22 protein-coding genes are annotated in these 22,411 nt (G+C 72.0%); 7 read left to right on the top strand and 15 right to left on the bottom strand.

Annotation, left to right across the window (positions count from 1 at the left end; translation table 11 throughout):
- Positions 1–221: 221 nt before the first annotated feature.
- Entirely contained in the window at positions 222–419 is a 198-nt protein-coding gene (locus MXD59_RS10330) for a hypothetical protein (RefSeq protein ID WP_163547050.1), read from the bottom strand.
- Positions 420–632: 213 nt separating this feature from the next.
- Positions 633–944 (bottom strand): acylphosphatase, encoded by a 312-nt coding sequence (locus MXD59_RS10325; RefSeq protein WP_248824492.1) that lies wholly within the window; start codon positions 942–944, stop codon positions 633–635.
- Positions 945–992: 48 nt separating this feature from the next.
- Between MXD59_RS10325 and MXD59_RS10320 the strand changes: the two genes are divergently transcribed.
- A complete protein-coding gene (locus MXD59_RS10320) occupies positions 993–1,310 on the top strand; it encodes a hypothetical protein (RefSeq protein WP_248824491.1) in 318 nt (105 codons plus the stop codon).
- Positions 1,311–1,551: 241 nt separating this feature from the next.
- Here the strand turns inward: MXD59_RS10320 and mutM are convergent, their stop codons facing one another.
- The 8 genes from mutM to recG form a co-directional block, all read right to left on the bottom strand.
- Positions 1,552–2,436 carry a bifunctional DNA-formamidopyrimidine glycosylase/DNA-(apurinic or apyrimidinic site) lyase gene (gene mutM, locus MXD59_RS10310; RefSeq protein WP_248824490.1) on the bottom strand — a complete coding sequence of 295 codons (885 nt, stop codon included), beginning with the start codon at positions 2,434–2,436 and terminating at the stop codon, positions 1,552–1,554.
- An 18-nt stretch (positions 2,437–2,454) separates the two neighbouring features.
- The gene (gene rnc, locus MXD59_RS10305; RefSeq protein ID WP_248824489.1) at positions 2,455–3,351 is read right to left on the bottom strand and encodes a ribonuclease III; all 897 of its coding nucleotides are present in this window, start codon (positions 3,349–3,351) and stop codon (positions 2,455–2,457) included.
- Positions 3,348–4,484: a phosphate starvation-inducible protein PhoH gene (locus tag MXD59_RS10300; RefSeq protein WP_248824488.1), complete on the bottom strand. Its 1,137-nt coding sequence runs from the start codon at positions 4,482–4,484 to the stop codon at positions 3,348–3,350. Before MXD59_RS10300 ends, rnc begins: the two co-directional genes overlap by 4 nt.
- Positions 4,485–4,491: 7 nt before the next feature.
- A complete protein-coding gene (gene rpmF / locus MXD59_RS10295) occupies positions 4,492–4,662 on the bottom strand; it encodes a 50S ribosomal protein L32 (RefSeq protein ID WP_163547060.1) in 171 nt (56 codons plus the stop codon).
- Positions 4,663–4,719: 57 nt separating this feature from the next.
- Positions 4,720–5,346 carry a YceD family protein gene (locus tag MXD59_RS10290; RefSeq protein WP_248824487.1) on the bottom strand — a complete coding sequence of 209 codons (627 nt, stop codon included), beginning with the start codon at positions 5,344–5,346 and terminating at the stop codon, positions 4,720–4,722.
- Positions 5,347–5,605: 259 nt separating this feature from the next.
- A complete protein-coding gene (gene coaD / locus MXD59_RS10285; RefSeq protein ID WP_163547064.1) occupies positions 5,606–6,088 on the bottom strand; it encodes a pantetheine-phosphate adenylyltransferase in 483 nt (160 codons plus the stop codon).
- Positions 6,085–6,642 carry a 16S rRNA (guanine(966)-N(2))-methyltransferase RsmD gene (rsmD, locus tag MXD59_RS10280; RefSeq protein ID WP_248824486.1) on the bottom strand — a complete coding sequence of 186 codons (558 nt, stop codon included), beginning with the start codon at positions 6,640–6,642 and terminating at the stop codon, positions 6,085–6,087. The genes coaD and rsmD overlap by 4 nt, the downstream gene beginning before the upstream one ends.
- Positions 6,643–6,652: 10 nt before the next feature.
- Positions 6,653–8,884, bottom strand: a complete 2,232-nt coding sequence (gene recG, locus MXD59_RS10275; RefSeq protein WP_248824485.1) for an ATP-dependent DNA helicase RecG — start codon at positions 8,882–8,884, stop codon at positions 6,653–6,655.
- A gap of 341 nt (positions 8,885–9,225) precedes the next feature.
- On the opposite strand from recG, the gene rpmB reads away from it, so the two are divergent.
- A complete protein-coding gene (rpmB, locus tag MXD59_RS10270) occupies positions 9,226–9,414 on the top strand; it encodes a 50S ribosomal protein L28 (protein WP_163547068.1) in 189 nt (62 codons plus the stop codon).
- Between the two features lie 55 nt (positions 9,415–9,469).
- Positions 9,470–10,576, top strand: coding sequence for a D-alanine--D-alanine ligase family protein (locus tag MXD59_RS10265; RefSeq protein WP_248824484.1), 1,107 nt, complete (start codon positions 9,470–9,472; stop codon positions 10,574–10,576).
- A gap of 53 nt (positions 10,577–10,629) precedes the next feature.
- Here the strand turns inward: MXD59_RS10265 and MXD59_RS10260 are convergent, their stop codons facing one another.
- Positions 10,630–11,073, bottom strand: coding sequence for a DUF3515 family protein (locus tag MXD59_RS10260; protein WP_248824483.1), 444 nt, complete (start codon positions 11,071–11,073; stop codon positions 10,630–10,632).
- A 272-nt stretch (positions 11,074–11,345) separates the two neighbouring features.
- Positions 11,346–11,579: an Lrp/AsnC family transcriptional regulator gene (locus tag MXD59_RS10255; RefSeq protein WP_248824482.1), complete on the bottom strand. Its 234-nt coding sequence runs from the start codon at positions 11,577–11,579 to the stop codon at positions 11,346–11,348.
- Positions 11,580–11,941: 362 nt separating this feature from the next.
- Here MXD59_RS10255 and thiD point away from each other — a divergent pair, with 362 nt between their 5' ends.
- Positions 11,942–12,715 (top strand): bifunctional hydroxymethylpyrimidine kinase/phosphomethylpyrimidine kinase, encoded by a 774-nt coding sequence (thiD, locus tag MXD59_RS10250; RefSeq protein ID WP_308301687.1) that lies wholly within the window; start codon positions 11,942–11,944, stop codon positions 12,713–12,715.
- 111 nt (positions 12,716–12,826) lie between these two features.
- Positions 12,827–14,233, top strand: coding sequence for a UDP-N-acetylglucosamine 1-carboxyvinyltransferase (gene murA / locus MXD59_RS10245; protein ID WP_248824481.1), 1,407 nt, complete (start codon positions 12,827–12,829; stop codon positions 14,231–14,233).
- 3 nt (positions 14,234–14,236) lie between these two features.
- On the opposite strand, the gene MXD59_RS10240 is transcribed toward murA, so the two are convergent.
- A complete protein-coding gene (locus tag MXD59_RS10240) occupies positions 14,237–15,235 on the bottom strand; it encodes an NAD(P)H-dependent glycerol-3-phosphate dehydrogenase (RefSeq protein WP_248824593.1) in 999 nt (332 codons plus the stop codon).
- A gap of 242 nt (positions 15,236–15,477) precedes the next feature.
- Here MXD59_RS10240 and cofC point away from each other — a divergent pair, with 242 nt between their 5' ends.
- The gene (cofC, locus tag MXD59_RS10235) at positions 15,478–16,152 is read left to right on the top strand and encodes a 2-phospho-L-lactate guanylyltransferase (protein ID WP_248824480.1); all 675 of its coding nucleotides are present in this window, start codon (positions 15,478–15,480) and stop codon (positions 16,150–16,152) included.
- Here the strand turns inward: cofC and MXD59_RS10230 are convergent.
- A complete protein-coding gene (locus tag MXD59_RS10230) occupies positions 16,149–18,677 on the bottom strand; it encodes a putative bifunctional diguanylate cyclase/phosphodiesterase (protein WP_248824479.1) in 2,529 nt (842 codons plus the stop codon). The two genes, cofC and MXD59_RS10230, sit on opposite strands and share 4 nt — an antisense overlap.
- 195 nt (positions 18,678–18,872) lie before the next feature.
- The gene (locus MXD59_RS10225; protein WP_248824478.1) at positions 18,873–19,832 is read right to left on the bottom strand and encodes a transglutaminase family protein; all 960 of its coding nucleotides are present in this window, start codon (positions 19,830–19,832) and stop codon (positions 18,873–18,875) included.
- A gap of 342 nt (positions 19,833–20,174) precedes the next feature.
- Between MXD59_RS10225 and MXD59_RS10220 the strand changes: the two genes are divergently transcribed.
- Positions 20,175–22,394 carry an RNA degradosome polyphosphate kinase gene (locus MXD59_RS10220; protein WP_248824477.1) on the top strand — a complete coding sequence of 740 codons (2,220 nt, stop codon included), beginning with the start codon at positions 20,175–20,177 and terminating at the stop codon, positions 22,392–22,394.
- Positions 22,395–22,411: the final 17 nt, after the last annotated feature.

Below are 22,411 nucleotides of genomic sequence, written 5' to 3'. Positions count from 1 at the left end.
GGTGCTGGTCATGTGATCCATCCGTGCGCCGCTGCGCACGGGACCGCCACTCGAGATCACAAGCCCGACACCCTCACCAGCCCGCGCTCACCCGGAAACCGAATAAACACATAGAGTGAGGAATGCCGAGATAGTAGTTCGCTGAACATTGAGAACCGGTAGTACTCGGTACCTACTGGGAGTCACCGGAACCTGCCCCCGGCAACCGACTCCCCGCCAGATCAGCTGTAGGCCGGCTCCGCGTCGAGCGCCCGGACATCTTCCGGCACGTCGACACCACCAACCAGAGCCTCGTTGACGTCGCGTACTCGAGCCAGTTCCGCCTCAAGCTCCGCAACCCGGGCGCGAAGCCGGCGCACCTCATAAGAGAGGCGCAGATCGTTGCCGGATCCGACGTGGCCGAAAAGGGCCTTCGCCATAGTGATGGTCCTCCACGATGAGTGACCTAGTGGGCGTTGGACAACACCAGACCCAAAAAGATCAAAGTGCGCCCCCAACAATGGCTCCAGAGTCCCACGCCGGAGGGTCGAAAGTCAAGAGCATGCCACATGCCCAGCTGACTGATCCGGTGAACACGCAAATCCCGGTCGTCATGCTGGCGACATGATGACCAGCGCAGCGTCCACAAGCCGTCACGTGCGGCGAAAGCCGACCAGATTGCCCTGTGCGCTCCGCCACAGAAGTTCGACCCGATCTGTGCGGCCCGGAGTATGACCGGTCACCAGCAGACGCGCCAGCTCCTGACACGCCGCGACCGCGCCTTCCGCAATCACCTCGACCGTGCCATCGGACACATTCGTCGCGGAACCCACCAAGCCGAGTCTGCGAGCGCGAGTACGCGCATAGTCGCGAAATCCAACCCCCTGCACGCGGCCACATACGCGGGCGGTGAAGCGGACCACCGTCGGGCCACCTGCCACTGACGTCAGGCGTTCGTCGGTCATCAGCGAGGTAGGGTACTGGCCATCGTGGACACCTCATCATTCTCAGACATGGCAGGCCGGCCGAGCGCGCCGCGGCGGTCTGCGGACCCGGTGCGCGCCCGCCCGCGCGCGTACCGCAGGTCGACCTCCGCGGCACTGATCGCCCTGGCCGCCGGAGCCGCCCTCGCACTGAGCGGCTGCGGACAGGACTTCCACCAGGACGGCGGCGCCCTGCCCGTACCCAGCCCAAGCGCGAACGGCGACCGGCACGTCACACCAGAGCCGGTCGACAACCAGGAAGCGATCATAGGCCCTGGCTACGCCCCGCCGCGGACCGCCGGCCCGACCCAGACCGCTGTTCCGAACCTGCCCGGTGGCAAGGCCTGATCCGCCACCTTCCGACCATTACGTCCGCGAGCCGATCGCGGGTGTGACCCTACCGGCCAGCCGGCCGCCACACCCAAGATCGGCTCGCTCACCGGCCCGGTATCCGGCGCCGACCCCACTGCCGCAGAGCTGACGGGCTCGCGGCGAGCGCAGCCGGCACAGACCGCGGCGAGACGCTGATCCGCCTGACGGTCCCGCCCCGGGATTCTCCCGCCGCGGCGACGGCAAGCTCGATCCCCTACTACCACCGTGGGTGGCGGGGTGGGGGCTGGCAGGTCGGGCACGTGAAGCTGGAGCGGTTCATGAAGGCATCGCGGCGGATCGTGCCCCCGCAACGCGCGCACGACTCCCCCGCCCGCCCGTAGACCTGCAGCGATCGCTCGAACAGACCGCTGACGCCCTCGACCGACACGTACAGGCGGTCAAAGGAGGTACCCCCCGCGTCCAGCGCGGCCGACATCACCGTGGTGGCGGCGGTCAGCACGCGGTGCGCCTGCTCCCGGGTCATCGTCTCGGTCGGGCGGGCGTAGTGCAGCTGCGCCGCCCACAGCGCCTCGTCCGCGTAGATGTTCCCGATGCCGCTGACCAGTGTCTGGTCGAGCAGGGCCCGCTTCAGGCCGGTACGTCGCGCGCGAAGGCGCCGGATGGCCTGATCCAGGTCGAAGACGGGGTCGAGGGGGTCGAGCGCGATGTGGGCGACCGGCGCGGGCAGCTCGGCACCGCCGACGGCCACCGCGAGACCACCGAAGGTCCGCTGGTCGACGAAGCGGAGCTCACGACCACCATCGGCGAAGGTGAACCGGACACGCAGATGTGTCTGGTCCGGACTGTTCGATGGCACCACCAGCAACTGTCCGCTCATCCCCAGATGGGCGAGCAGCGCGTCCCCGTCCGCCGGCGCGTCGGCGGACGGCGTCGGCACCCGCAGGGCCAGCCACAGGAACTTGCCCCGGCGACGCGCGGCCATGATCCGTTGGCCGATCAGTGCGGCCCGGAAGTCCTCGGCTCCGAGGGTGTGCCGGCGGATGGCCCGAGGATGGTGGACGTCCACGCCGGCGATGACCCGGCCGACGACGCCGCGCTCCAGACCGCGCCGGACCACCTCCACCTCGGGCAGCTCAGGCATGATCCACCATCCGCGGGCTCAGGTGCTGGACGACTCGCCGACGCCAGAAGTCGAGGTCGGGGCAGCGGTCGAGGTCGGGGTAGCAGGCGAGGTCGAAGGCGCGGCACGATCGTGCCGGCTGGCGGAACCGGGACCGGACCCGAAGGTGGCGGCCACGCCGGTGGCGGCCGCCTTCGCCTCCTGCGCCAGCTTCGCCGCCGCTGCCACCCGACCTTCCAGTACCGCGAAGGCCGCCTCGGCGGCACGCTGCTCCGCTTCCTTCTTGCTGCCGCCTTCGCCTTCGCCCAGCGACTCGCCGGCGATCCGGGCGTACGCGGTGAACCGCTTCGCGTGATCGGGGCCGTCCTGGTCGACGGTGTACTCCGGCGGGCCGAGCGAGAGCAGCGCGGTCTGTTCCTGCAGGGACGTCTTCCAGTCGAGACCCGCACCACGGCCGGCGGCCTCGTCCAGCAGCGGATCGAAGAGCCGGTGGACGAAGCGGGAGGCGACCTCGAGCCCACCGGACAGGTAGACGGCACCGATGATCGCCTCGAGGGTGTCGGCGAGGATGCTCGCCTTGTCCCGTCCGCCCGTGGTCTCCTCGCCGCGGCCGAGCAGCAGATACGGCCCGAGCCCGATCGGCCCGATGGTCCTTGCGACGTCCGCCAGCGCCCGCATGTTCACCACGGAGGCGCGCTGCTTGGCCAGCTGCCCCTCGGCCAGGTCGGGATGACGCACGAACAGGGCCGTGGTGACCACGAGGCCCAACACCGCGTCGCCGAGGAACTCGAGGCGCTCGTTGGTGGGCAGGCCGCCCTTCTCGTAGGCGTAGGAGCGGTGCGTCAGGGCGCGGTCGAGCAGCTCGGTGTCGATCGCCGAGTCCAGCACCTTGATCAGGTCGCCGCGCGGGGGCGGCGGCGGCAGGTGGCGGGTCATCCGGGCATCCCGGCCAGCGCACGACGCCGCGAGACCAGCGCCGCCATCGCGGCCCGGGTGCGGTCGACCAGGTCACCACGCACCGCGAGCGAGGCGGTCTGCACCGCCGTCACCAGTGCGCTGCCAGCGGCATCCACGGATCCTCCTCCGGACCGACCGGCGTGGGTCACGACAGCGTCAACCCCCAGCACGATCGTTCCTCCCAGCACGTCATGATCCTCATGTGTCATCCTCGCCGGCTCCCCCTCGGGACCTCGGCGCAAGCTCGCCGCCGCGGGCCGCAGGGCCCGGACCACCGAAAGAAGCATGGCCCCGGCGCGGCCCTCGGCGACAACGACATCGATCCTGCCCTCGTCGGTCACCCGGGACGGCGCGGACACCTGGGCCGTTCGGACGACATCGCCGCCCGGCTGGTCCGGTTGGCCGTTGAGCTGGCCACCGTGCTGGCCGCTGAGCCCGGCGGCGGTCAGCACGCGACCGGCCGTCCAGGGCCCGACGAAGTCCACGTCCAGAGCGCGAAGCTGGGTGGCCACGGCGTCGTGCACGGGGTCGGCCAACGCGGGGCCGGGCGAGAGCAGCCCGACCTTCGGTCGTCCGGACGCGCCTCGCACCCGCGCGTGGACGGCGGCGAGCAGTGCGGCCTGAACCAGTTCGTCGGATGTCGCACCCGCCGCCGCACCGGCATCGCACAGCGTAACCACATCACGGTGGACGGCGTCGCAGTCGGGTGTGCACCCGAAATCCGCGGCCAGCACCGCCCGGGTCGCCCCGGGCAGCAGCCCGTAGGTGAACTGGGCCGCGGCCACGACCGCTTCGGCGGGTGCGACGGACACCAGGGCGTCCGCCTGCCCGTCCCGCACGAGGCGGGCCGCGACGCGCACGCCGCAGTCCCGCCGGGCACGCACGACGCGCACGGCCTCGGGACCCGACGGCACGCTCCGGGCGGCGGGACGGACCTGCACCCGGGCTCCGGGAGTGATCCCGAGCCGGGCAAGGTCGTCCGCCACACCGTCCGCACCGGTCACCAGGATCAGTGTCAGGTGCGGATCGGCGTCCAGAGCGATCGGCAGGGCCTCGAGGAGGTCGGCGGTCGGCCGCCCCTCTCCCAGCAGGTCAAGGGCGATCCGGGTCACACCGAACTCAGACGTCCAGCACCTGACGATCGTTGTAGCGACCGCAGGTGGTGCACACCGTGTGCGGACGGACCGTGTGCCCGCGGGAGCACTTCGACAGTGTCGGCACCTTGGCCTTCCACTGCGAACGGCGGGAACGGGTGTTGCTGCGCGACGTGCGCCGCTTCGGGACGGCCACTGTGCCCTCTCCTTCGTACTTCAGGGGTGTGACGATCTCGCCAGGATGGCGAGCGTGTCAGGGTCGAACGTCGTCACCGCGATCGGCTCCCCGACCAGAGGTGTCGATCGCGGGATCGGGCCCGGTCGAGGTGTCCCGCGCCAGGCCGGACAGCGCCGCCCACCGGGGGTCGGCGCTGTCGTGGGTGTGGTCGGACCCCACGTCGTCCAGGCGGACGCCGCAGTCGACGCACAGGCCCGCGCAGTCCGGCCGGCAGACCGGGGACAACGGCAGGTCGACCACGAGCGCGTCGCGCAGCGCGGGTTCAAGATCAGCCCGGTCGTCGACGAGGACTCGCTCGTCCTCGTCCTCACCGGCCTCCACCGCGCGGTCAGCGTAGTAGAACAGCTCGCGGAGCTCGACCGTCACGGTGTCGGACACCGGATCGAGGCAGCGCGCGCACTCCCCCGTCAACGGCGCGATCACCGTCCCGCTGACCAGGACACCTTCGATCACCGACTCGAGACGCAGGTCCAGCTCCGCTGGCGCGCCCGAGGCGATCCAGATCATCTCGGTGCCCAGGCCCGCAGGAACCTCCACCCGGGCCTGGACACGCAGCAGCGAACCGGGCCGCCGGCCCAGCTCCCTGGTGTCAAGCACAAGCGGGCCCCGGGGGGTCCGGCGGCGGGGGTGGGATCCACTCATGGCGGCAGTCGCGTTCACGTCTAGGTCCGGCTCAGGAAGCCCACCGGGGTGGGTTCAGCATGGATGCGGGGTCGTACGGCGAAGGCCGGCGATAGGGGCCAGACGACGACTGTCCCCAGCCTATCCGATCGCGCCGTCCAACGACCGGGGCGCCCGCCGACCAGCACGCACGGACGCCCCGGAGCACGCACGGACACACGGAGCACGCACGGACACACGGGAGCACGCGCCGGCGGGAGCCTGAGGTCGGCCGGGGGCCCTACGCCCGATCCCGCAGCTGCTTGAGCACGACGTCGGGCACGAGACCCGAGACGTCGCCGCCGTAGCGGGCGACTTCCTTCACCAGGCTCGACGACAGAAATGCATATTGTGGATTCGTGCTCATGAACAGCGTCTCGACGCCGGCCAGAGAATTGTTCATCTGCGCCATCTGCAGCTCGTAGTCGAAGTCGCTGACCGCCCGCAGGCCCTTGACTATCGACTGGATTCCCCGGGACCGGCAGAAATCGACAACCAGCCCCTGGGACGAGTCCACGATCACGTTGTCCGGCGCGGACGGATGATCGCGCAGTGCTTCGCGGATGAGATCGATCCGCTCTTCCACGGTGAACAGAGTGGCCTTGTTCTTGTTGATCAAAACTGCGACAACGACCTCGTCGAAGAGCCGGCTAGCCCGGATGACGACGTCGAGATGGCCGTTGGTGATCGGATCAAATGAACCGGGACAGACTGCCCTTCTCATGATCGTGTACCGTACCAGAGGACACCCTCTCCGTACCTCCGTTCACGGAGCGCACACAGACCATCCGGCCAGACCACCGGCGCCGAGCGGTGCGACCGCTCGACCACACAGACACCGTCCGCGGCCAGCCAGGCGCCGTCGCGTAGTTGTTGCAGCACCTCACCGAGCTCAGGATCGCCCAGCGCGTAGGGCGGATCGAGGAATATCACCTCGTAAGGCTTCCCCGGAGTGTTCTGCACCACACGCGACACCGGCGACTGGCAGATCTCCGCGCCGCAAAGGCCCAAAGCCTCGACGTTGCGGCGCAAGGTCCGGATCGCGCCGGTATCCCGCTCGACCAGCAGGGCATGGGATGCTCCCCGGGACAGCGCCTCCAAGCCGACCGCACCAGAACCCGCATAAAGGTCGGCAATGCGAGCCCCGGCGAGATCGACACATGTCGCGAGCGTGTTGAACAGACCTTCACGGGCTCGGTCGGATGTCGGGCGGGTCGATTTTCCGGGCGGCACGATAATCTGCCGTCCACCGGCCGTACCGCCGATGATCCGAGTCATCGGAACGCTGTCATCCCTTCTCCAGAAAAGCCGCGCTCTCCTCGTCGAGCACGGTCGCGAGCAGGCGGCGCAGAGCGGGATGGTCGGTCAGAGCCGGGTCCGCGTCCACCAGCTGGAACGCTTCTGTCCGGGCCTCCCGGATGAGTTTCTCATCGCGCAGCAACGCGAGCAGACGCAGCGATCGGCGACCACCGGACTGCGCGGCTCCGAGCACATCGCCCTCCCGGCGCTGGACGAGGTCGAGACGGGCCAGTTCGGCGCCGTCGGTGGTGGCGGCCACCGCGCTGAGCCGCTGCCAGGCCGGGGTGTCCTGGTCCGCCGCGGTGTGCAGCAGACACCAGCCGGCCGCTTCGCCGCGGCCGACCCGCCCGCGCAGCTGGTGCAGCTGGGAGACCCCGAACCGGTCGGCGTCCAGCACCACCATCACGGTCGCGTTCTGCACGTTCACCCCCACCTCGATGACCGTGGTCGCCACCAGGACGTCCAGCTCGCCGGCCGCGAACCGGTTCATCACCGTCTCCCGCTGAGCCGACGGCAGACGGCCGTGCAGGCATTCCACCCGCAGGCCGGCGAGTTCACCGCCGACGAGCTGCGGGAGCACCTCGGTCACGGTCGCGGTCGGTCGATCCTCGGTGTCGGCGCCGTCCTCGGGACCGGCGCCACCGATCCGGGGGCACACCACATAGGCCTGCCGGCCGGCGGCCACCTCGTCCCGGATGCGCCCCCACATCCGGTCGGTCCACGAACTCACCATCGCCGGGACGACGAAGGTGGCCACCGGTGAGCGGCCGCTGGGCAGTTCGGTGAGCTCCGACACCTCGAGGTCGCCGAAGACCGTCATCGCGACGGTCCGCGGGATGGGCGTCGCGGTCATCACGAGCAGGTGCGGCGGCCGACGGCCCCGGGCGCGCAGGGCGTCGCGCTGCTCGACCCCGAAACGGTGCTGCTCATCCACGATGACCAGGCCCAGATCGGCGAACTGGACGTCCTCCTGCAACAGGGCGTGGGTACCGACCACGAGACCGGCCGACCCGTCCGCGATCGCGGTGAGCGCCTCGCGGCGTGCCCGCGCGCCCAGCGACCCGGTGACAAGAGTGATCCGGGTGGCCCGCTCGGCACCGTCGAGCTCCCCGGCCCGAGCCAGGTCACCGAGCATCTCGCGCAGGCTGCGCTCGTGCTGGGCGGCCAGCGTCTCGGTCGGCGCCAACAGCACCGCCTGCCCGCCGGAGTCGACGACGGCGAGCATCGCCCGCAGCGCCACGACCGTCTTGCCCGAGCCGACCTCGCCCTGCAGCAGTCGGTGCATCGGCACCGGACGGCCCAGATCCGCGGTGATGGCCTCGCCGACCGCGCGCTGCCCGGCGGTCAGCTCGAAGGGCAGGCTGGCCTCGAAGGCGGCCAGCAGACCATCCGGACGGCCGGGTCGCGCCACCGTCGCCAGCGCCTCCACCTCGCGGCGACGCCGGGCGAGGGCGACCTGCAGCACCAGCGCCTCGTCCCAGCTCAGCCGGGTGCGCCCGAGGTGCACGTCGCCGCGGTTCGCCGGCTGGTGCACCTTGCGATACGCCTCGAGCAGACCCGGCAGCCGGCGACGGTGACGCAGGTCCGCCGGCAGGGGGTCGGTGACGGGGTCGAGCGAGTCCAGGGCCAGGCGCACGCATCGGGCCACCGTCCAGCTCGGCACCTTCGCCGCCGCCGGATAGATCGGCACCAGCGCGTTCACGAACTCCGCGCCAGCCCCGTCTCCTGTCCCGCCCGGGCTCTGCGCGCCAGCCAGGACATCCACCTCCGCGGCGCCCCCGCCCCCCGCACCGCTCCCGCCGGGTTCGCCGGGGTCGGCCTCGAGCAGGTGCACCTCGGGATTGGTCAGCTGGACCCGACCGCGGTACTCCTCCACCTTGCCGGCGAACAGCGCCGTCACGCCACGGCGAAGATCCCGTTCGCGCCAGGTCTGGTTGAAGAACGTCAACGTCAGCAGCTGCCGGCCGTCGGTCACGGTGACCCGCAGCATCGACCGCCCGGAGCGGATCGGTCGACGCTCGATCTTCTCCACCCGCGCGGCCACGGTGGCGGACTCGCCGACGACCAGATCGGCGAGATCGGTGAGTTCACCCCGCTCGTGGTAGCGGCGCGGGAGGTGATCCAACAGGTCACCCACCGACCGCAGCTCGAGCCCGTCGGCCAGCAGGGTGGCAGCACGGGCCCCCAACAGCGTCTTCAACGGAGTGTCAAGGTCGACCACACCTCCGATACTGCACTGCGGCACCGACAGAACCGTGCCCGCACACCCCGAGCGTCCGTCCGGGACCACGGGGCGCGCGGTTCCCCGGGACCGCCGGACGGCTCCGCCCGGCCAGCTCCACGAGGCCGCCCGGCCGGCACCGCGCGGCCGGCTCGGCCGCATCCGCGGGGATCGCGTCGGCCGATAGCCCGGCGGCTGAGGTAGGCTCGGACCGGTTTCCGCTGTGCGCGTTCTCCCGATCATGCCGTCAGGCCACTGGGATGAGTACGATCGCGGTTCCGACCGCCCGATATCCCGGAGTTCGACCCCGGGCCTGCGACTATTTCGACGGAGTGTTTCTCGTGTCTTCGGTGTGCGACGTCTGCGGCAAGGGACCGGGCTTCGGCATGTCGGTCTCTCACTCCCACCGACGCACTCGCCGTCGCTGGAACCCGAACATCCAGACGGTCCGGGGCATCGTCGGCGGTACCCGGCGGCGGATGAACGTCTGCACCTCCTGCATCAAGGCCGGCAAGGTCACCCGCGGCTGAGGTTCCCGCCCGGCTGGCCGCCTGGTCAGGCACCCCGATCCGCTAGGGTCCCCGCATGCCAGGAACCCGGGGCCGGATCCGTATTGCCGTTGTGTTCGGTGGCCGTAGCACCGAACACGCGATCTCCTGTGTGTCGGCCGGTGGCGTGGTGCGTGCGCTCGACCGCCACGGCTATGACGTGGTCCCGATCGGCATCGATGTGGATGGCCGCTGGATCGTGTTCGCGACCGATGCCGACGTCCTGCGGGCGGACGGTGAGCAGCTGCCCGCCGTGCGCGCCGCCGCCGGTCGCCAGGTGGTCCTCACCGCCGACCCGACCGCGCCCCGGCTCGTCCTGCGCGATCCCACGGACGCCCCCCTGGGCGAACTCGCCGACATCGACGTGATCTTCCCCGTCCTGCACGGCCCGTTCGGGGAGGACGGCACGGTGCAGGGCCTGTTCGAACTGGCCGGGGTCCCCTATGTGGGCTCCGGGGTGTTCGCCAGCGCCGCGGCCATGGACAAGGAACACATGAAGGCGCAGCTCGCGGCCGCCGGTCTCCCGGTCGGGCCGTATGTCGTGCTGCGTGCCGGCGAGAGCCTCACCGAGACCGATCGGCAGCGACTGGGCCTGCCGGTGTTCGTGAAACCCGCGCGCGGTGGCTCGAGCATCGGCATCAGCCGGGTGGACGCCTGGGCGGACCTGGACACCGCCGTCAAGACGGCACGCACCCACGATCCCAAGGTGCTCATCGAGGCGGGCATCGTCGGCCGGGAGATCGAGTGCGGTGTCCTCGGCCGTGTCGACGCGCCCGGTGCGCAGGCGAGCCTGCCCGCTGAGATCACCGTTGACTCCCCGACCGGTTTCTACGACTTCGACGCGAAGTACGTGACTGACCGCACCCGGTTCGACGTTCCCGCCGTGCTTTCCCCGGACATCCTCGAGGAGGTCCAGGCCGTGGCGGTGCGGGCCTTCGAAGCCCTGGACTGCGCCGGACTCGCCCGGGTCGACGTGTTCCTCACTCCACGGAACAAAGTGGTGGTGAACGAGGTGAACACCATGCCCGGTTTCACCCCGACGTCGATGTTCCCCCGCATGTGGGCGGCCAGCGGCCTCGATTTCCCGGCATTGGTCGACCGGCTGGTGCGCTCGGCCCTCGGCGCCGGCTCCGGCCTGCGCTGAGGCCGCACGGCTTTCTCGAACCGGCTCCGCTCGGGTGGCCGGGTGGGGCGGGGTCAGGCCGTGGTGGCCCTGGTGTGCGCCCGGACCGCGGCGCCGACCGTGACGAGGACGTCGAAGGGCTGGACATCGGCCAGGGTGGTCGCGGGCAGGGAGAGCACCACGTGCGGGGAACGGGTCGGCGTCGAGAACCGCAGACCGTCGCCGATCCGCTCGCTGAACCAGCCGACGTCGTCGACGAAGGACAACGTCGCGTCGGGCCGGTAGCTCGCCGGCACCCCGGCCGCGCCACAGGTGAGCACCGCGGGACCACGCCCGTAGGCGACCGCGGTGGCCTGTGCCGGCTTCAGCGTGCGCCGATCCAGGTGGGCGCCCAGCGATGACGGCAGCGCCCGCACCAGGGCCTCGCAGGCCGCTCCCAGCGAAGCCGCCGGCACCGGGACGTTGGTCAACCGGACCGGACCGGGACCGCCACAGGCCGCGCCCAGCAGGACGACCACGACTGCGACCCCGACCCGACCATCCAGCCACCCGGCGCGGCCACCACCCCAGCCCCGGCCGGGACGACCAGCACCCCGCCAGGGACCACCGATCCCCCGCGCACGACGGCTGGCCGCCCACCCGGGACGTCCGACCATCCGTACGGGACGGCTGGCCGCCCGGGCCGAACGTCCAGCCGCCCAGGCGGCATTGCTGACCCGGCCTGGCGCGACGCCGGACCGGGTCAGTGGACGGCCGACCCGCGGTGGTGCGGGACGACCCGAGACGATGTTCAGAAGTGGACGACCGGGCAGGTGAGTGTGCGGGTGATGCCGTCGACCGCCTGCACCTTCGACATCACCATCTTCCCGAGGTCGTCCACCGTGGGCGCTTCGGCCCGGACGATGACGTCGTAGGGACCGGTCACGTCCTCCGCCTGAGTGACTCCGGGGATCTGCTCGATCTCCTTGGCAACCGAGGCGGACTTGCCCACCTCGGTCTGGATAAGGATGTACGCGTGGACCACAGACGCTCCCTCGTCGGACGTCGACAGCCCGCCCTGCAGAACTACGGGCCGACAGAAGGTAACAGGCAAACGGGCCGGATGAGAGGTTCCGCGACCGAGGAATTTCACCTACCCGGTCGACCAGCGCACATCGGCTGCCACGCAGACCTCTTCTGGCCGACAATCCTGCGGCCCAGCTCCCCCGGCCCGTACTCGACTGTGAGGACGGCCACCACCGCGGCCGCCGAACCCGCGGCCGTGAACCGAAGACGAATGGCGGGATATCCGATGTTCTCGAGGCTGCGTTGAGCCGGCCGCTCGGCCCTGCGAGCGCGAGCGGGGCGGGCGGCGCGCCGCCCGGGGTGGGGGTCGCGCCGCCGAGGGTGTTGACGATCGCCGGTTCGGATTCCGGCGGCGGCGCCGGAATCCAGGCTGACCTGAAGACCATGCTCGCGTTCGGCGTGCACGGCATGAGCGCGATCGTGGCGGTGACGGCCCAGAACTCGCTGGGGGTGCACGGCGTGTGGGACCTGCCGGCCGACGCCGTGCGGGGGCAGATCCGCGCCGTCGTCGACGACATCGGCGTCGACGCGGTCAAGACCGGGATGCTCTCGTCCGCCGCGCTGGTCGATCTGGTGGCCGCGGAGCTGGACCGGATCGACGCGCCGGTGGTGGTCGACCCGGTGGGGGTGTCCAAGCACGGTGACCCGCTGTTGGCGCCGGACGCGGTCGATGTGGTGCGCCACCGGCTGCTGCCGCGGGCCACGATCGTCACGCCGAACGTGGACGAGGTCCGACTGCTCACCGGCTTCACCATCGAGGATGTGGCCGACCTGCCGCGCGCCGCCGAGGCCGTGCTGGCGCTCGGCCCCCGCTGGGTGCTGGTCAAGGGTGGGCATCTGGCGGGCGATGCCGTCGACCTGCTGACCGACGGAGCCGTGCGCGTGGAGCTGCGCGGCCCGCGCTATGATCGCCGTCACACCCATGGGACCGGTTGTACCCTCGCGTCAGCCATCGCTTCGCGCCTGGCGTGCGGCGATCCGCCGGCACGGGCCGCGCAGGCCGCCAAGGACTATGTCAGCGGCGCGCTCGCGGCCGGGTTCCCGCTCGGCGCCGGCATCGGACCGGTGGATCACGGCTATCGTCACCGTGGGTAGTTTTCCGATTGCGGGGTGGCGGGCGGACGGTTCGGACCCTCCGGACCCTGCTTCCATCGCCCCGCCCAACGTGACCTGACGCATCCGCACCCTTGCCAGGGGAGGTAGCCCGTGGGGGCTCCCAGCACGACAGCGACCACGCCAGGTAGCACGGACCAACGGTGGTACCGCATCCGCGGTGGCGCGCCGCTGCACGGCTCGGTCGAGGCCTCCGGCGCCAAGAACTCGGTCACCAAGCTGATGGTCGCCACCCTGCTCACCCCGGCGCCGTGCACGCTGACCCGGGTGCCGCGGATCGCCGAGGTCGATGTCGTCCTCGGGATGCTGACCGAGCTTGGCACCCACGTCGAATGGCTCGACGAGCACACCGTGCGCCTGACCACCGAGCGGATCGCGGACGCCTCCCTGTCCGAGGCCTACTCGGGGGTGAACCGCATCCCGATCCTGATGATGGGTCCGCTGCTGCACCGGGTCGGCGAGGCCGTGATCCCGCTGCCCGGGGGTTGCCGGATCGGCAAGCGGCCGGTCGACTTCCACCTCGCCGGCCTGCGGGCGATGGGCGCGGAGATCGTCGAGCAGGTCCGCTCCGTCCAGGTCAAGACCCTGGGGCTGCGGGGGACGCACGTCGCGCTGCCCTTCCCCAGCGTCGGCGCGACGGAGAACCTGCTGCTCGCCGCGGTCCGCGCGCAGGGCACCACGGTGATCTCGAACGCGGCGGTCGAGCCGGAGGTCGTCGACCTCATCCTGTTCCTGCAGCAGATGGGTGCGCTGGTCGACGTCGAGGCCGACCGGACGATCGTGGTGCAGGGGGTCGACCGGCTGCGCGGGGCGACCCACGCGCCGATCCACGACCGGATCGAGGTCGCCTCGTTCGCCGCCGCCGCCGTGGCCACCGACGGCCGGATCGAGGTGGTCGGTGCCCGTCAGGACCACCTGATGACCTTCCTGAACCACCTGCGCCGGCTCGGCGGCGAGTTCGAGGTAACCCCGCGCGGCATGACCTTCTTCCGGGCCCGTGCGCTGGAGGCCACCCACGTGCAGACCGACGTGCACCCCGGGTTCATGACCGACTGGCAGCAGCCGCTGGTCGTGCTGCTCACCCAGGCCCGCGGGGCCTCGGTGATCCACGAGACGATCTACGAGGACAGGTTCGGGTACACCCGTCAGCTCGCCGAGATGGGGGCGGACATCGCCCTGTCGACGCTGTGCCTGGGCGGCAAGTCCTGCCGGTTCGCCGCCCGCGACTTCGAACACTCCGCCGTCGTCAGCGGCCCGACCCCGCTGACCGGCGTCGACCTGACGATCCCCGACCTGCGGGCCGGCTTCGCCTATGTGCTCGCCGCCCTGAGCGCGGACGGGACCAGCGTCATCCGGGGCACCCGGTTCCTCGAGCGCGGCTACGAGGACCCCGTCGGCAAGCTGCGCTCGGTCGGCGCGCAGGTCGAGACCGACCCGGTTCCCGCCGACCGGGTAGCCGCCGACCGGGTAGCCGCCGACCAGGTACCCGCCGTCCACTAGCGATCAGTACTCGGGGCCCGGCTCGCGGCTCATCAGCTCCTTGACCGCCTCCAGCGGCGGGAGGCCCTCGTACAGCACGCGTTCGACCTGTCGGGTGATCGGCATGGCGACCCCGTGCTGGTCGGCCATGGCCAGCAGCGGTCGGCACGACCGCACCCCCTCGGCGACCTGCTGTTGCTCCGCCTCGACCTGGCCCAGGGTCATCCCCCGGCCGAGCTTCTCCCCGAAGGTCCGGTTGCGCGACAGCGTCGACCCGCAGGTGGCCACCAGGTCGCCGAGTCCGGCGAGGCCGGCGAACGTCATCGGATACGCGCCCAGTGCCGTCCCCAGCCGTTGGGTCTCGGCCAGACCCCGGGTGATCAGGGACGCCTCGCTGTTCGTCCCGAACCCCATGCCCGCGAGCATGCCCGCGGCCAGGGCGATCACGTTCTTCACCGCGCCGCCCAGCTCGCAGCCGATCACGTCGGCGCTGGTGTACGGCCGGAAGTAGGGCGTCCAGCAGGCCGTCTGGACCAGCTGGGCGGTCCGCGCGGACGTGCTGGCCACGACGGTCGCGGCGGGATGCTCGGCGGCGATCTCGTGGGCCAGGTTCGGACCGCTGACCACCGCGACCCGCTCCGGCGGTACCTGGGCGACCTCGGCGATCACCTGGCTCATCCGCAGCGTGCTGCCCGCCTCGACGCCCTTCATCAGACTCACGTAGATCGCGTCGGGGGCGGTCAGTGGCGCCCAGTGGGCCAGCGCCGGGCGGAGCACCTGCGCCGGTACCGCCAGCACCACCAGCCGCGCCGTCGCCAGCGCCGGCCCCGGCTCGGTGCTGGCGCGCACCCGCTCCGGGAGCCCGACCGCGGGCAGGTAGCGCGGGTTGACGTGGCGCTCGTTGATGGCCCGCACGAGCGCACCGTCGCGGGCGACGAGATCGACCCGGGTGCCGGCGTCCGCGAGCACCTTGGCGAACACCGTCCCCCAGGACCCGGCGGTCAGCACCACCGCGCGCCGGATCGGCTCCTCGCTGACGGACGGACGACCGGCGTCGTCGGCCCGTCGGCCCACCAGCACGTGACCGGGCGGGCCGGTCCGGGCCGGTTCGACGTCGACCGCGGGGGCGGCGTTGATCGGTTCGGCGATGACTGCTCCTCAGGGAGATCGGCGCCCTTCGGCGTCCCGTCGCCATCGACCGTAGACGCAACCCCCATGACCATCGTGCGCAACGCCCGCCCGACTCATGGCCTAGGGTCGCCTTCGTGTCGCTCCCCCGCGGCGAGGCGCCCTGGACGGTTCTGCTGCCCCTGAAGAACCTGGACCGAGCGAAGTCCCGCCTGCAACGATCCGATCGCCGCCGACTGGCCCTCGCCATGGCGCTGGACACGGTGACGGCGGTGCTCGCTCTCGCCCCGGACCGCGTCGGCGCCGTCGTGGTCGTCAGCGGCGACCGGACGGTGGACGAGACGCTCACCCGGGCGCCGGGCGCCGACGCCCGGCTGCTGATCGTGGCGGACCGCCCCGACCGGGGCCTCAACCCCGCGCTGCGCCACGGCGACCAGCACGCGCGCCAGCGCTGGCCGCAGCGGCCGGTGGCGGCGATGTCCGCCGACCTGCCCGCCCTGCGGCCGACCGAACTGCACCACGCCCTCACCGTCGCCGCAGGTCACCCGCGGGCGGTGCTCGCCGACACCTCCGGCGCCGGAACGGTGCTGCTCACCGCCCTGCCCGGGGTCGCGCTGGTCCCGCTGTTCGGCGCGGACAGTCACGCGGCTCATCGCCGTTCCGGCGCCGTCGACCTCACCGTGACGCTCGGCGCCGCGGTGCCCGGCCTGCGCCGCGACGTGGACACGACGACAGACCTGGCCGAGGCCCGCGTCCTCGGCGTCGGCCGCCACACCAGTGCCGCCCTGCACGCCGCCGCACCCGCCCGCTAGTCGGCGAGGGGCGGCGGGTCGCCGCGGCCGACCAGCGGGATCGGCAGCGGGCCGGGCCGGGCGAACAGGTAGCCCTGGCCGAGTTCGCAGCCGAGTTCGGTGAGTTCGGCCAGCTGGGTCTCCCGTTCGATGCCCTCGGCCACCACCACCGCCCCCAGCGCGTGCGCCAGGCTGATCATCGAGCGGCGCATCGCCGCGACCCGCCCGCCGTCGCGCGGCGCCTCGACCAGCGTCCGATCGAGTTTGACGACGTCGACGGGCAGCAGGTGCAGGGCCGCCAGGGTGCTGTGGCCGGCGCCCACGTCGTCGAGGGCGACGGACACCCCGAGGGCGCGTACCTCGTCGAGCACCTCGCGCGCACCGCGCAGATCGGTCAGCCGGCTGGTCTCGGTGATCTCCACGACCAGCCGGGCCGGGTCGAACCGGCTGGTCGCCAGCGCCCGCACCACGCTGTCGAGCAGGGTCATGTCCGCCACCCGGCTGGCCGAGACGTTGACGTGCAACCGCAGGCTGGAGTCGGGGAACGCCCGGGCGATCTCCCCGCAGGCAAGGCCCATGATCATATCGTCCAGGGTGCCGACGATCCCGCTGCTCTCGGCCGCGGCGACGAACGTGTTGGGCGGCACCGGGCCGCGGCCGGGGGCCGTCCACCGGGCGAGGGCCTCGAGCGCGACCGGCAGGTGGTCGGTCAGCCGCACGATCGGCTGGTAGTGCACGGCGAACCCGGCCGACCAGCCACCCCGACACAGCGCCGTGGCCAGCGCGTCGGCCAGGTGGGTGCCGGCGACGAGCTGCGCCTGCGGCGTCTGGCCCAGACCCGGCCGGTACACCACCAGTCGGTTGCGACCGGTCTGTTTCGCCGCGTGCAGTGCCATGTCGGCGCGGCGCAGCAGGACCTCGGTCGTCTCCTGGGTCCGGCCGGCGACGACCAGGCCCACACTCGCGTGCACCGGCCACTGGTGGCCGCCCACCGCGACCGGTTGGCGCAGCGCCGTCAGGATCCGCTCGGCGACCTGTTCGGGCAGCTCCCGGCCGCCGTCGAGCAGGATCGCGAACTCGTCGGAGCCGAGTCGGGCGACCGTGTCCGCCGTGCGCACGCAGTGCCGCAGCCGTTGCCCGACGGCCCGCAGCAGCTGGTCGCCGGCCGCATGACCAAGACTGTCGTTGATCACCCGGAAGTCGTCGAGGTCGCAGTAGACGACGGCGACGTCGCTGCCGTCGCGCCGGCGGGTGGCAAGCGCGGTGGTCAGCCGCTCGCGGAACAGCTCCCGGCTGGCGAGCTCGGTGAGCGGGTCATGGGAGATCCAGTGCCGGACCTCCCGTTCCGCGTCGCCGAGCACGGAGATCAGCTGCTCGTTGGTTCGCGCGGTGAGCAGCTGGCGCAGGACCACCGCTGTGACCAGCAGGGCCACGACGACGCCCTCGACGGGGTCGAGCGCACCCCGCGTCCGCGACCGCCCCAGCACCAGCGCCGCCACCACACCCGCGGCGAGGTAGGGCACCGCCAGCCGCGCCAGCAGGCCGCCGCACGCGCCGACGCCCCGCGGGACGCCCGGGCGACGCGCCCCCGATCGCGACCCGGCGGGACGGCGAAGCGCCGGGGGGGCGCCGCCGTGGCGGACCACCCGCAGCGCCGCCGCCACCACGAGCAGGGCTCCCAGCACGGTGGTCGCGGCCAGCCCGGCGGCGACGGGGCCCGCCGGCACCCCCCAGCCGCGGGAGACGTCCAGGTGGCCGGAACCCGGGCCCGGGCCCGGGACTGTGCCCGGTAGCGGCCCGAGGGCGGTTCGGGTGCTCCACAGGGCTGCCAGGGCCAGCGCGAGCAGGCCCACGCCCGCGCTGAGCACCGCCGGTCGGTCGACGGGCGCCCGGTAGCCGGCCACGTGCACGACGGTGAGGGCCAGCGCCAGGATCACCACCGGGTAGGCCACCGCCATCAGGTCCGCGCCGGCGGCAGCCTCGGTGGGCAGTCCGGTGAGCAGCCCCGACCAGGTGAGCAGGAACAGCGCGCCCGCCATGATCAGTTCGTCCAGGGCGACCGCGGCGGCCCCGGTGGGCAGGCCGGCCATGATCCCGGTGCCGGTCCGGCCGAAGCCGGCCGCCAGGGCCGGGCCCCACCGTCCGCTGCCGACACCGGCCGCACCCAGCAGGGTCGCCGGTGGCCCCAGCGGCACCACCGGCTGCCGCGTCCGGGACGCCGACCCGCCGCGCGACCAGGGCCGGTCCCCGCGTCGACCGACGTGCCGCGCCGGCACACTGGCCAGGGCGGCCAGCGCCAGCACCGGCATCGCCAGGTGCCCGGCATCCGCGAGGTAGCCGACCTGGGTGATCCCCCGGCGGCCGTCCATCGCCTGATCGAAGCGCCGCACCAGCCAGACCGCCTGACCCAGGGTCCAGCAGGACAGGGCGAGCGCAAGCCACCACATCCAACGGCCGCTGGAGCGGCCAAGCCGGCGCCCGGCCCAGCCGCAGCTGATCGCCGCACCCAGCCCAGCGGCGACGGCGGTGGCGTCGACGAGCAACACCCGCCTCGCCCTCCTCCCCCGTGCGTCGGCCACCCGGGACAGTGGGATCCGCGAAGAACGCGCGCATCGGCCGAACTGATCGCAGAAAGTTGCCAAGGGGTCGTTGCCGCCCCACGCGACCCTATTCCGTGATCGCCCTACCACAAAGAGTGGCGACACATCCCGCGTGCCGCGCGGTCCCGACAGTGCCTGTCGTCACTCTCGGTCGTCGATTGACTTCGGGAAGCGCCCATCCGGCGGGTGAACGGCCAGCACGCTCACCCGCTGGGTGGTCCGCAGCAGACCGCGGCCGGTGCCCGTGTAACGCCCCGAGGTGGGCGCGACGTCGGTGTAGTCCCGTCCGACGGCGACGGTGACGTAGCGCAGGTCGGCCTCCCGGTCGTGACAGGGATCGAAGGCGACCGCGACCGCGCCCGGCAGCCCGGCCAGACCCACGGGAGCCGCCTGGCGCGGCCGACCCGGCAGGCCGTCGGGCACGATCACCTCGACCCAGGCATGGGACGGCCCGTCGCCGACCAGATGCCCGGAGACGTACCGGGCCGGCAGACCGGCCGCCCGGCACAGCGCCAGCATCACGTGGGCCTGGTCCTGACAGACCCCGCTTCCTCGGGTCAGGGCCTGGGCCGCGGTCGTCGTCACGTCGGTACTGCCGGGGACGTAACGGATGTGGCTGTGCGCCCAGGCGCAGAACCGGCGGGCGGTCAGCAGCGGATCCTCCGCGCGCAGCGCCCGGGCCGCGGCGGTCAGCGCCGCGTCGGGCGCGGTCAGGGGGGTGGACGCGAGCAACCTGCGCCCGCCCAGCGCGGTGGCGCGCAGCGCGGGTCGCGGACCGCCGACCAGCCGCTCCAGGGTCACCTCGACGTCGAAGTCGAGCCGGGGCGGCACCCGTGCCAGTTCGATCACCGCCACCCGCAGGCCGTCGGCGCCGCGCTGCCAGGTGACCTCGGCGGCCGGCGCCGAGACCACAAGGCTCGACTCCCGCACCGACTGGTCACCATGACGCCGCGGCGGGACGACCACCAGACGGTGTCGCAGCGCGGTCGCCGCGCCGTCGTAGGTGTAACCGAGCCGCTGGGTGATCTGATAGCCGACCCGGGTTCCGGCGGGCAGCCCCAGCAGATCCTCGATGGCGGTGGTCACCTGCTGACCGCTCACGATCGACCCGTCGCGGCGCCACCAACGCCGGCCGCTGTGAGTTCGGACACGCTCCGGATGGTCGCCGACCCATCCGGTCGACCGCCGTCAGCCCACCGGTCCGACCCGGCGAGCGCCGATGTTTCGCTCACGCTGCCGATCGTCGCCGCCAGGTGTTTCCACACCGTTAACTCGGCCCTGACGGGCGGGTCGAGGGTTGCCGTTACCGCGACCAGCCACTCACAGCGGGGAGAGTCGGGCGAGACCCAGACCACACCGTGCCGCCAACCGCGCCCTGAGCGGGGCACTCGGGCCATTCGGCCGCAGTGCCGAGTTCGCCGGGGACTGGCACCATCTAGTGTCATGAGCGAGCTGATGGCGACCCGACCCGAGCAGCCTCAGCGCAAGGCCCGCAGCGGTCTGCTCGAGCCGTTGGAGGCGCCCCGCACCCCCGCGCCCTCGGATCTTCCCGCCGACCGGTTCATCAACCGTGAGTCGTCCTGGCTGGATTTCAACGCCCGCGTGCTCGCGCTCGCCGAGGACGTCGCCACGCCGCTGCTCGAGCGGGCGAAGTTCCTGGCGATCTTCGCGAGCAACCTGGACGAGTTCTACATGGTGCGGGTGGCCGGGCTGATGCGCCGGGAGGCCACGGGTCTGGCCGTGCGCTCCGCCGACGGGCTGAGCGCACGCGAGCAGCTGGACCTGGTGAGCCGGACGGCCTCCGAGCTGTCCCAGCGGCAGTCGCGCTGCTTCACCGACGAGGTGGTGCCCTCGCTGGCCCACGCCGGGATCAGCATCCGGTTCTGGTCCCAGCTCAGCGAGGCGCAGCGCGAACGGCTGCACGACTACTTCCACGAGCAGATCTTCCCGGTGCTCACGCCGCTCGCCGTCGATCCGGCCCACCCGTTCCCCTACATCAGCGGCCTGTCGCTGAACCTCGCGGTGCAGGTGCGGGAGCCAGGTGGGGAGACCGACCGCTTCGCCCGGGTGAAGGTGCCGCAGAACGTCGGACGGCTGGTGCCGGTGTCCCCCGACGAGCCGGACGCGGGTGGAGCCGGTCGTGGCCAGGGCGGCGCCGGGGGTGGCCAGCCGGACCGGCAGGCCTGCTTCGTGCCGCTCGAGGAGGTCATCGCCGCCCACCTCGACCAGCTCTTCCCCGGCATGGAAGTGATCAACTCGCATCTGTTCCGGGTCACCCGCAACGCCGACCTCGAGGTCGAGGAGGACGAGGCGGAGGACCTGCTCCAGGCCCTGGAGCGGGAACTGGCCCGGCGGCGCTTCGGCCCGGCGGTCCGCCTCGAGGTGGACGCCGGCATCGACGCCGACCTGCTGTCGCTGCTCATGCGCGAGCTCGAGGTGACCGAGCGCGAGGTGCACCGGGTGTCGGGCATGCTCGACCTGTCGGCGCTGTGGGCGCTCTACGAGCTGGACCGCCCGGAACTGCGCGACCCGCCGCGGGTTCCGATCACCCATCCGCGACTGTCCACCGAGGAGGGGGAGACCCCCGACTTCTTCTCGGTGCTGCGCGAGGGCGACGTGCTGGTCCACCATCCCTACGACTCGTTCACCACCTCGGTGCAGCGGTTCATCGAGCAGGCCGCCGCCGACCCGCAGGTACTGGCGATCAAGCAGACGCTCTACCGCACCTCTGGCGACTCACCGATCGTGGACGCGCTGGTCGCCGCCGCCGAGGCCGGCAAGCAGGTGGTGGTGCTGGTCGAGATCAAGGCTCGGTTCGACGAGAGCGCGAACATCCGCTGGGCCCGGGAACTGGAGCGGGCCGGCTGCCATGTGGTCTACGGCCTGATCGGGTTGAAGACCCACTGCAAGACCTGCCTGGTCGTCCGGCAGGAGCGCGGCGGGCTGCGCCGGTACTGCCATGTCGGCACCGGCAACTACAACCCCAAGACCGCCCGGCTCTACGAGGACCTGGGTCTGCTCACCGCCGACCCGGGGGTGGGCGCCGACCTCACCGACCTGTTCAACGTGCTGACCGGGTACAGCCGGCAGACCGAGTACCGCTCGCTGCTGGTCGCCCCCCAGCACATGCGCGACGGCATCCTGGCCCGGATCGACGCCGAGGCACGGGCGGCGGCGCAGGGCCGTCCGTGTGGCATCCGGCTGAAGGTGAACAGCCTGGTGGACGAGCAGGTGATCGACGCGCTTTACCACGCCTCCCAGGCGGGCGTGCCGGTGCACTGCCTGGTCCGTGGAATCTGCGCACTACGCCCGGGTGTGTCCGGACTTTCGGAGACCGTACGCGTCCGATCGATTCTCGGTCGGTTCCTCGAACACAGCCGGATGCTGGAGTTCGCGTCCACGGACGAGTTCTGGATCGGCAGCGCCGACATGATGCACCGCAACCTCGACCGTCGGATCGAGGCGCTGGTCCGGGTGGGTCAGTCGGCGGACCGCGACAGCCTGCGCGACCTGCTCGACCACGCCTTCTCCGACCAGGTCTCCGCCTGGGACCTGCGCTCCGACGGCCGGTGGGAGCGGCACACCAACGGGTCGGACGACGTCCGGCTCGCGGACTACCAGCATGACCTCATGGCGCAGGCCGTCCGGCGCGGGCACCGGTAACCGGCACCGGCTGGCGC

This window comes from Frankia umida (assembly GCF_023242945.1).
Classification (GTDB): domain Bacteria; phylum Actinomycetota; class Actinomycetes; order Frankiales; family Frankiaceae; genus Frankia; species Frankia umida.
The sequence above is the reverse complement of the archived record's forward strand: the minus strand, read 5'-3'. Positions and strand labels throughout refer to the sequence as shown.

What these genes read in the sequence shown, in the direction of transcription:
- MXD59_RS10330 (WP_163547050.1), bottom strand. Translation starts at nt 419, where the DNA reads ATGGCGAAGGCCCTTTTCGGCCACGTCGGATCCGGCAACGATCTGCGC.
- MXD59_RS10325 (WP_248824492.1), bottom strand. Translation starts at nt 944, where the DNA reads ATGACCGACGAACGCCTGACGTCAGTGGCAGGTGGCCCGACGGTGGTC.
- MXD59_RS10320 (WP_248824491.1), top strand. Translation starts at nt 993, where the DNA reads ATGGCAGGCCGGCCGAGCGCGCCGCGGCGGTCTGCGGACCCGGTGCGC.
- mutM (WP_248824490.1), bottom strand. Translation starts at nt 2,436, where the DNA reads ATGCCTGAGCTGCCCGAGGTGGAGGTGGTCCGGCGCGGTCTGGAGCGC.
- rnc (WP_248824489.1), bottom strand. Translation starts at nt 3,351, where the DNA reads ATGACCCGCCACCTGCCGCCGCCGCCCCCGCGCGGCGACCTGATCAAG.
- MXD59_RS10290 (WP_248824487.1), bottom strand. Translation starts at nt 5,346, where the DNA reads ATGAGTGGATCCCACCCCCGCCGCCGGACCCCCCGGGGCCCGCTTGTG.
- coaD (WP_163547064.1), bottom strand. Translation starts at nt 6,088, where the DNA reads ATGAGAAGGGCAGTCTGTCCCGGTTCATTTGATCCGATCACCAACGGC.
- rsmD (WP_248824486.1), bottom strand. Translation starts at nt 6,642, where the DNA reads ATGACTCGGATCATCGGCGGTACGGCCGGTGGACGGCAGATTATCGTG.
- MXD59_RS10265 (WP_248824484.1), top strand. Translation starts at nt 9,470, where the DNA reads ATGCCAGGAACCCGGGGCCGGATCCGTATTGCCGTTGTGTTCGGTGGC.
- MXD59_RS10220 (WP_248824477.1), top strand. Translation starts at nt 20,175, where the DNA reads ATGAGCGAGCTGATGGCGACCCGACCCGAGCAGCCTCAGCGCAAGGCC.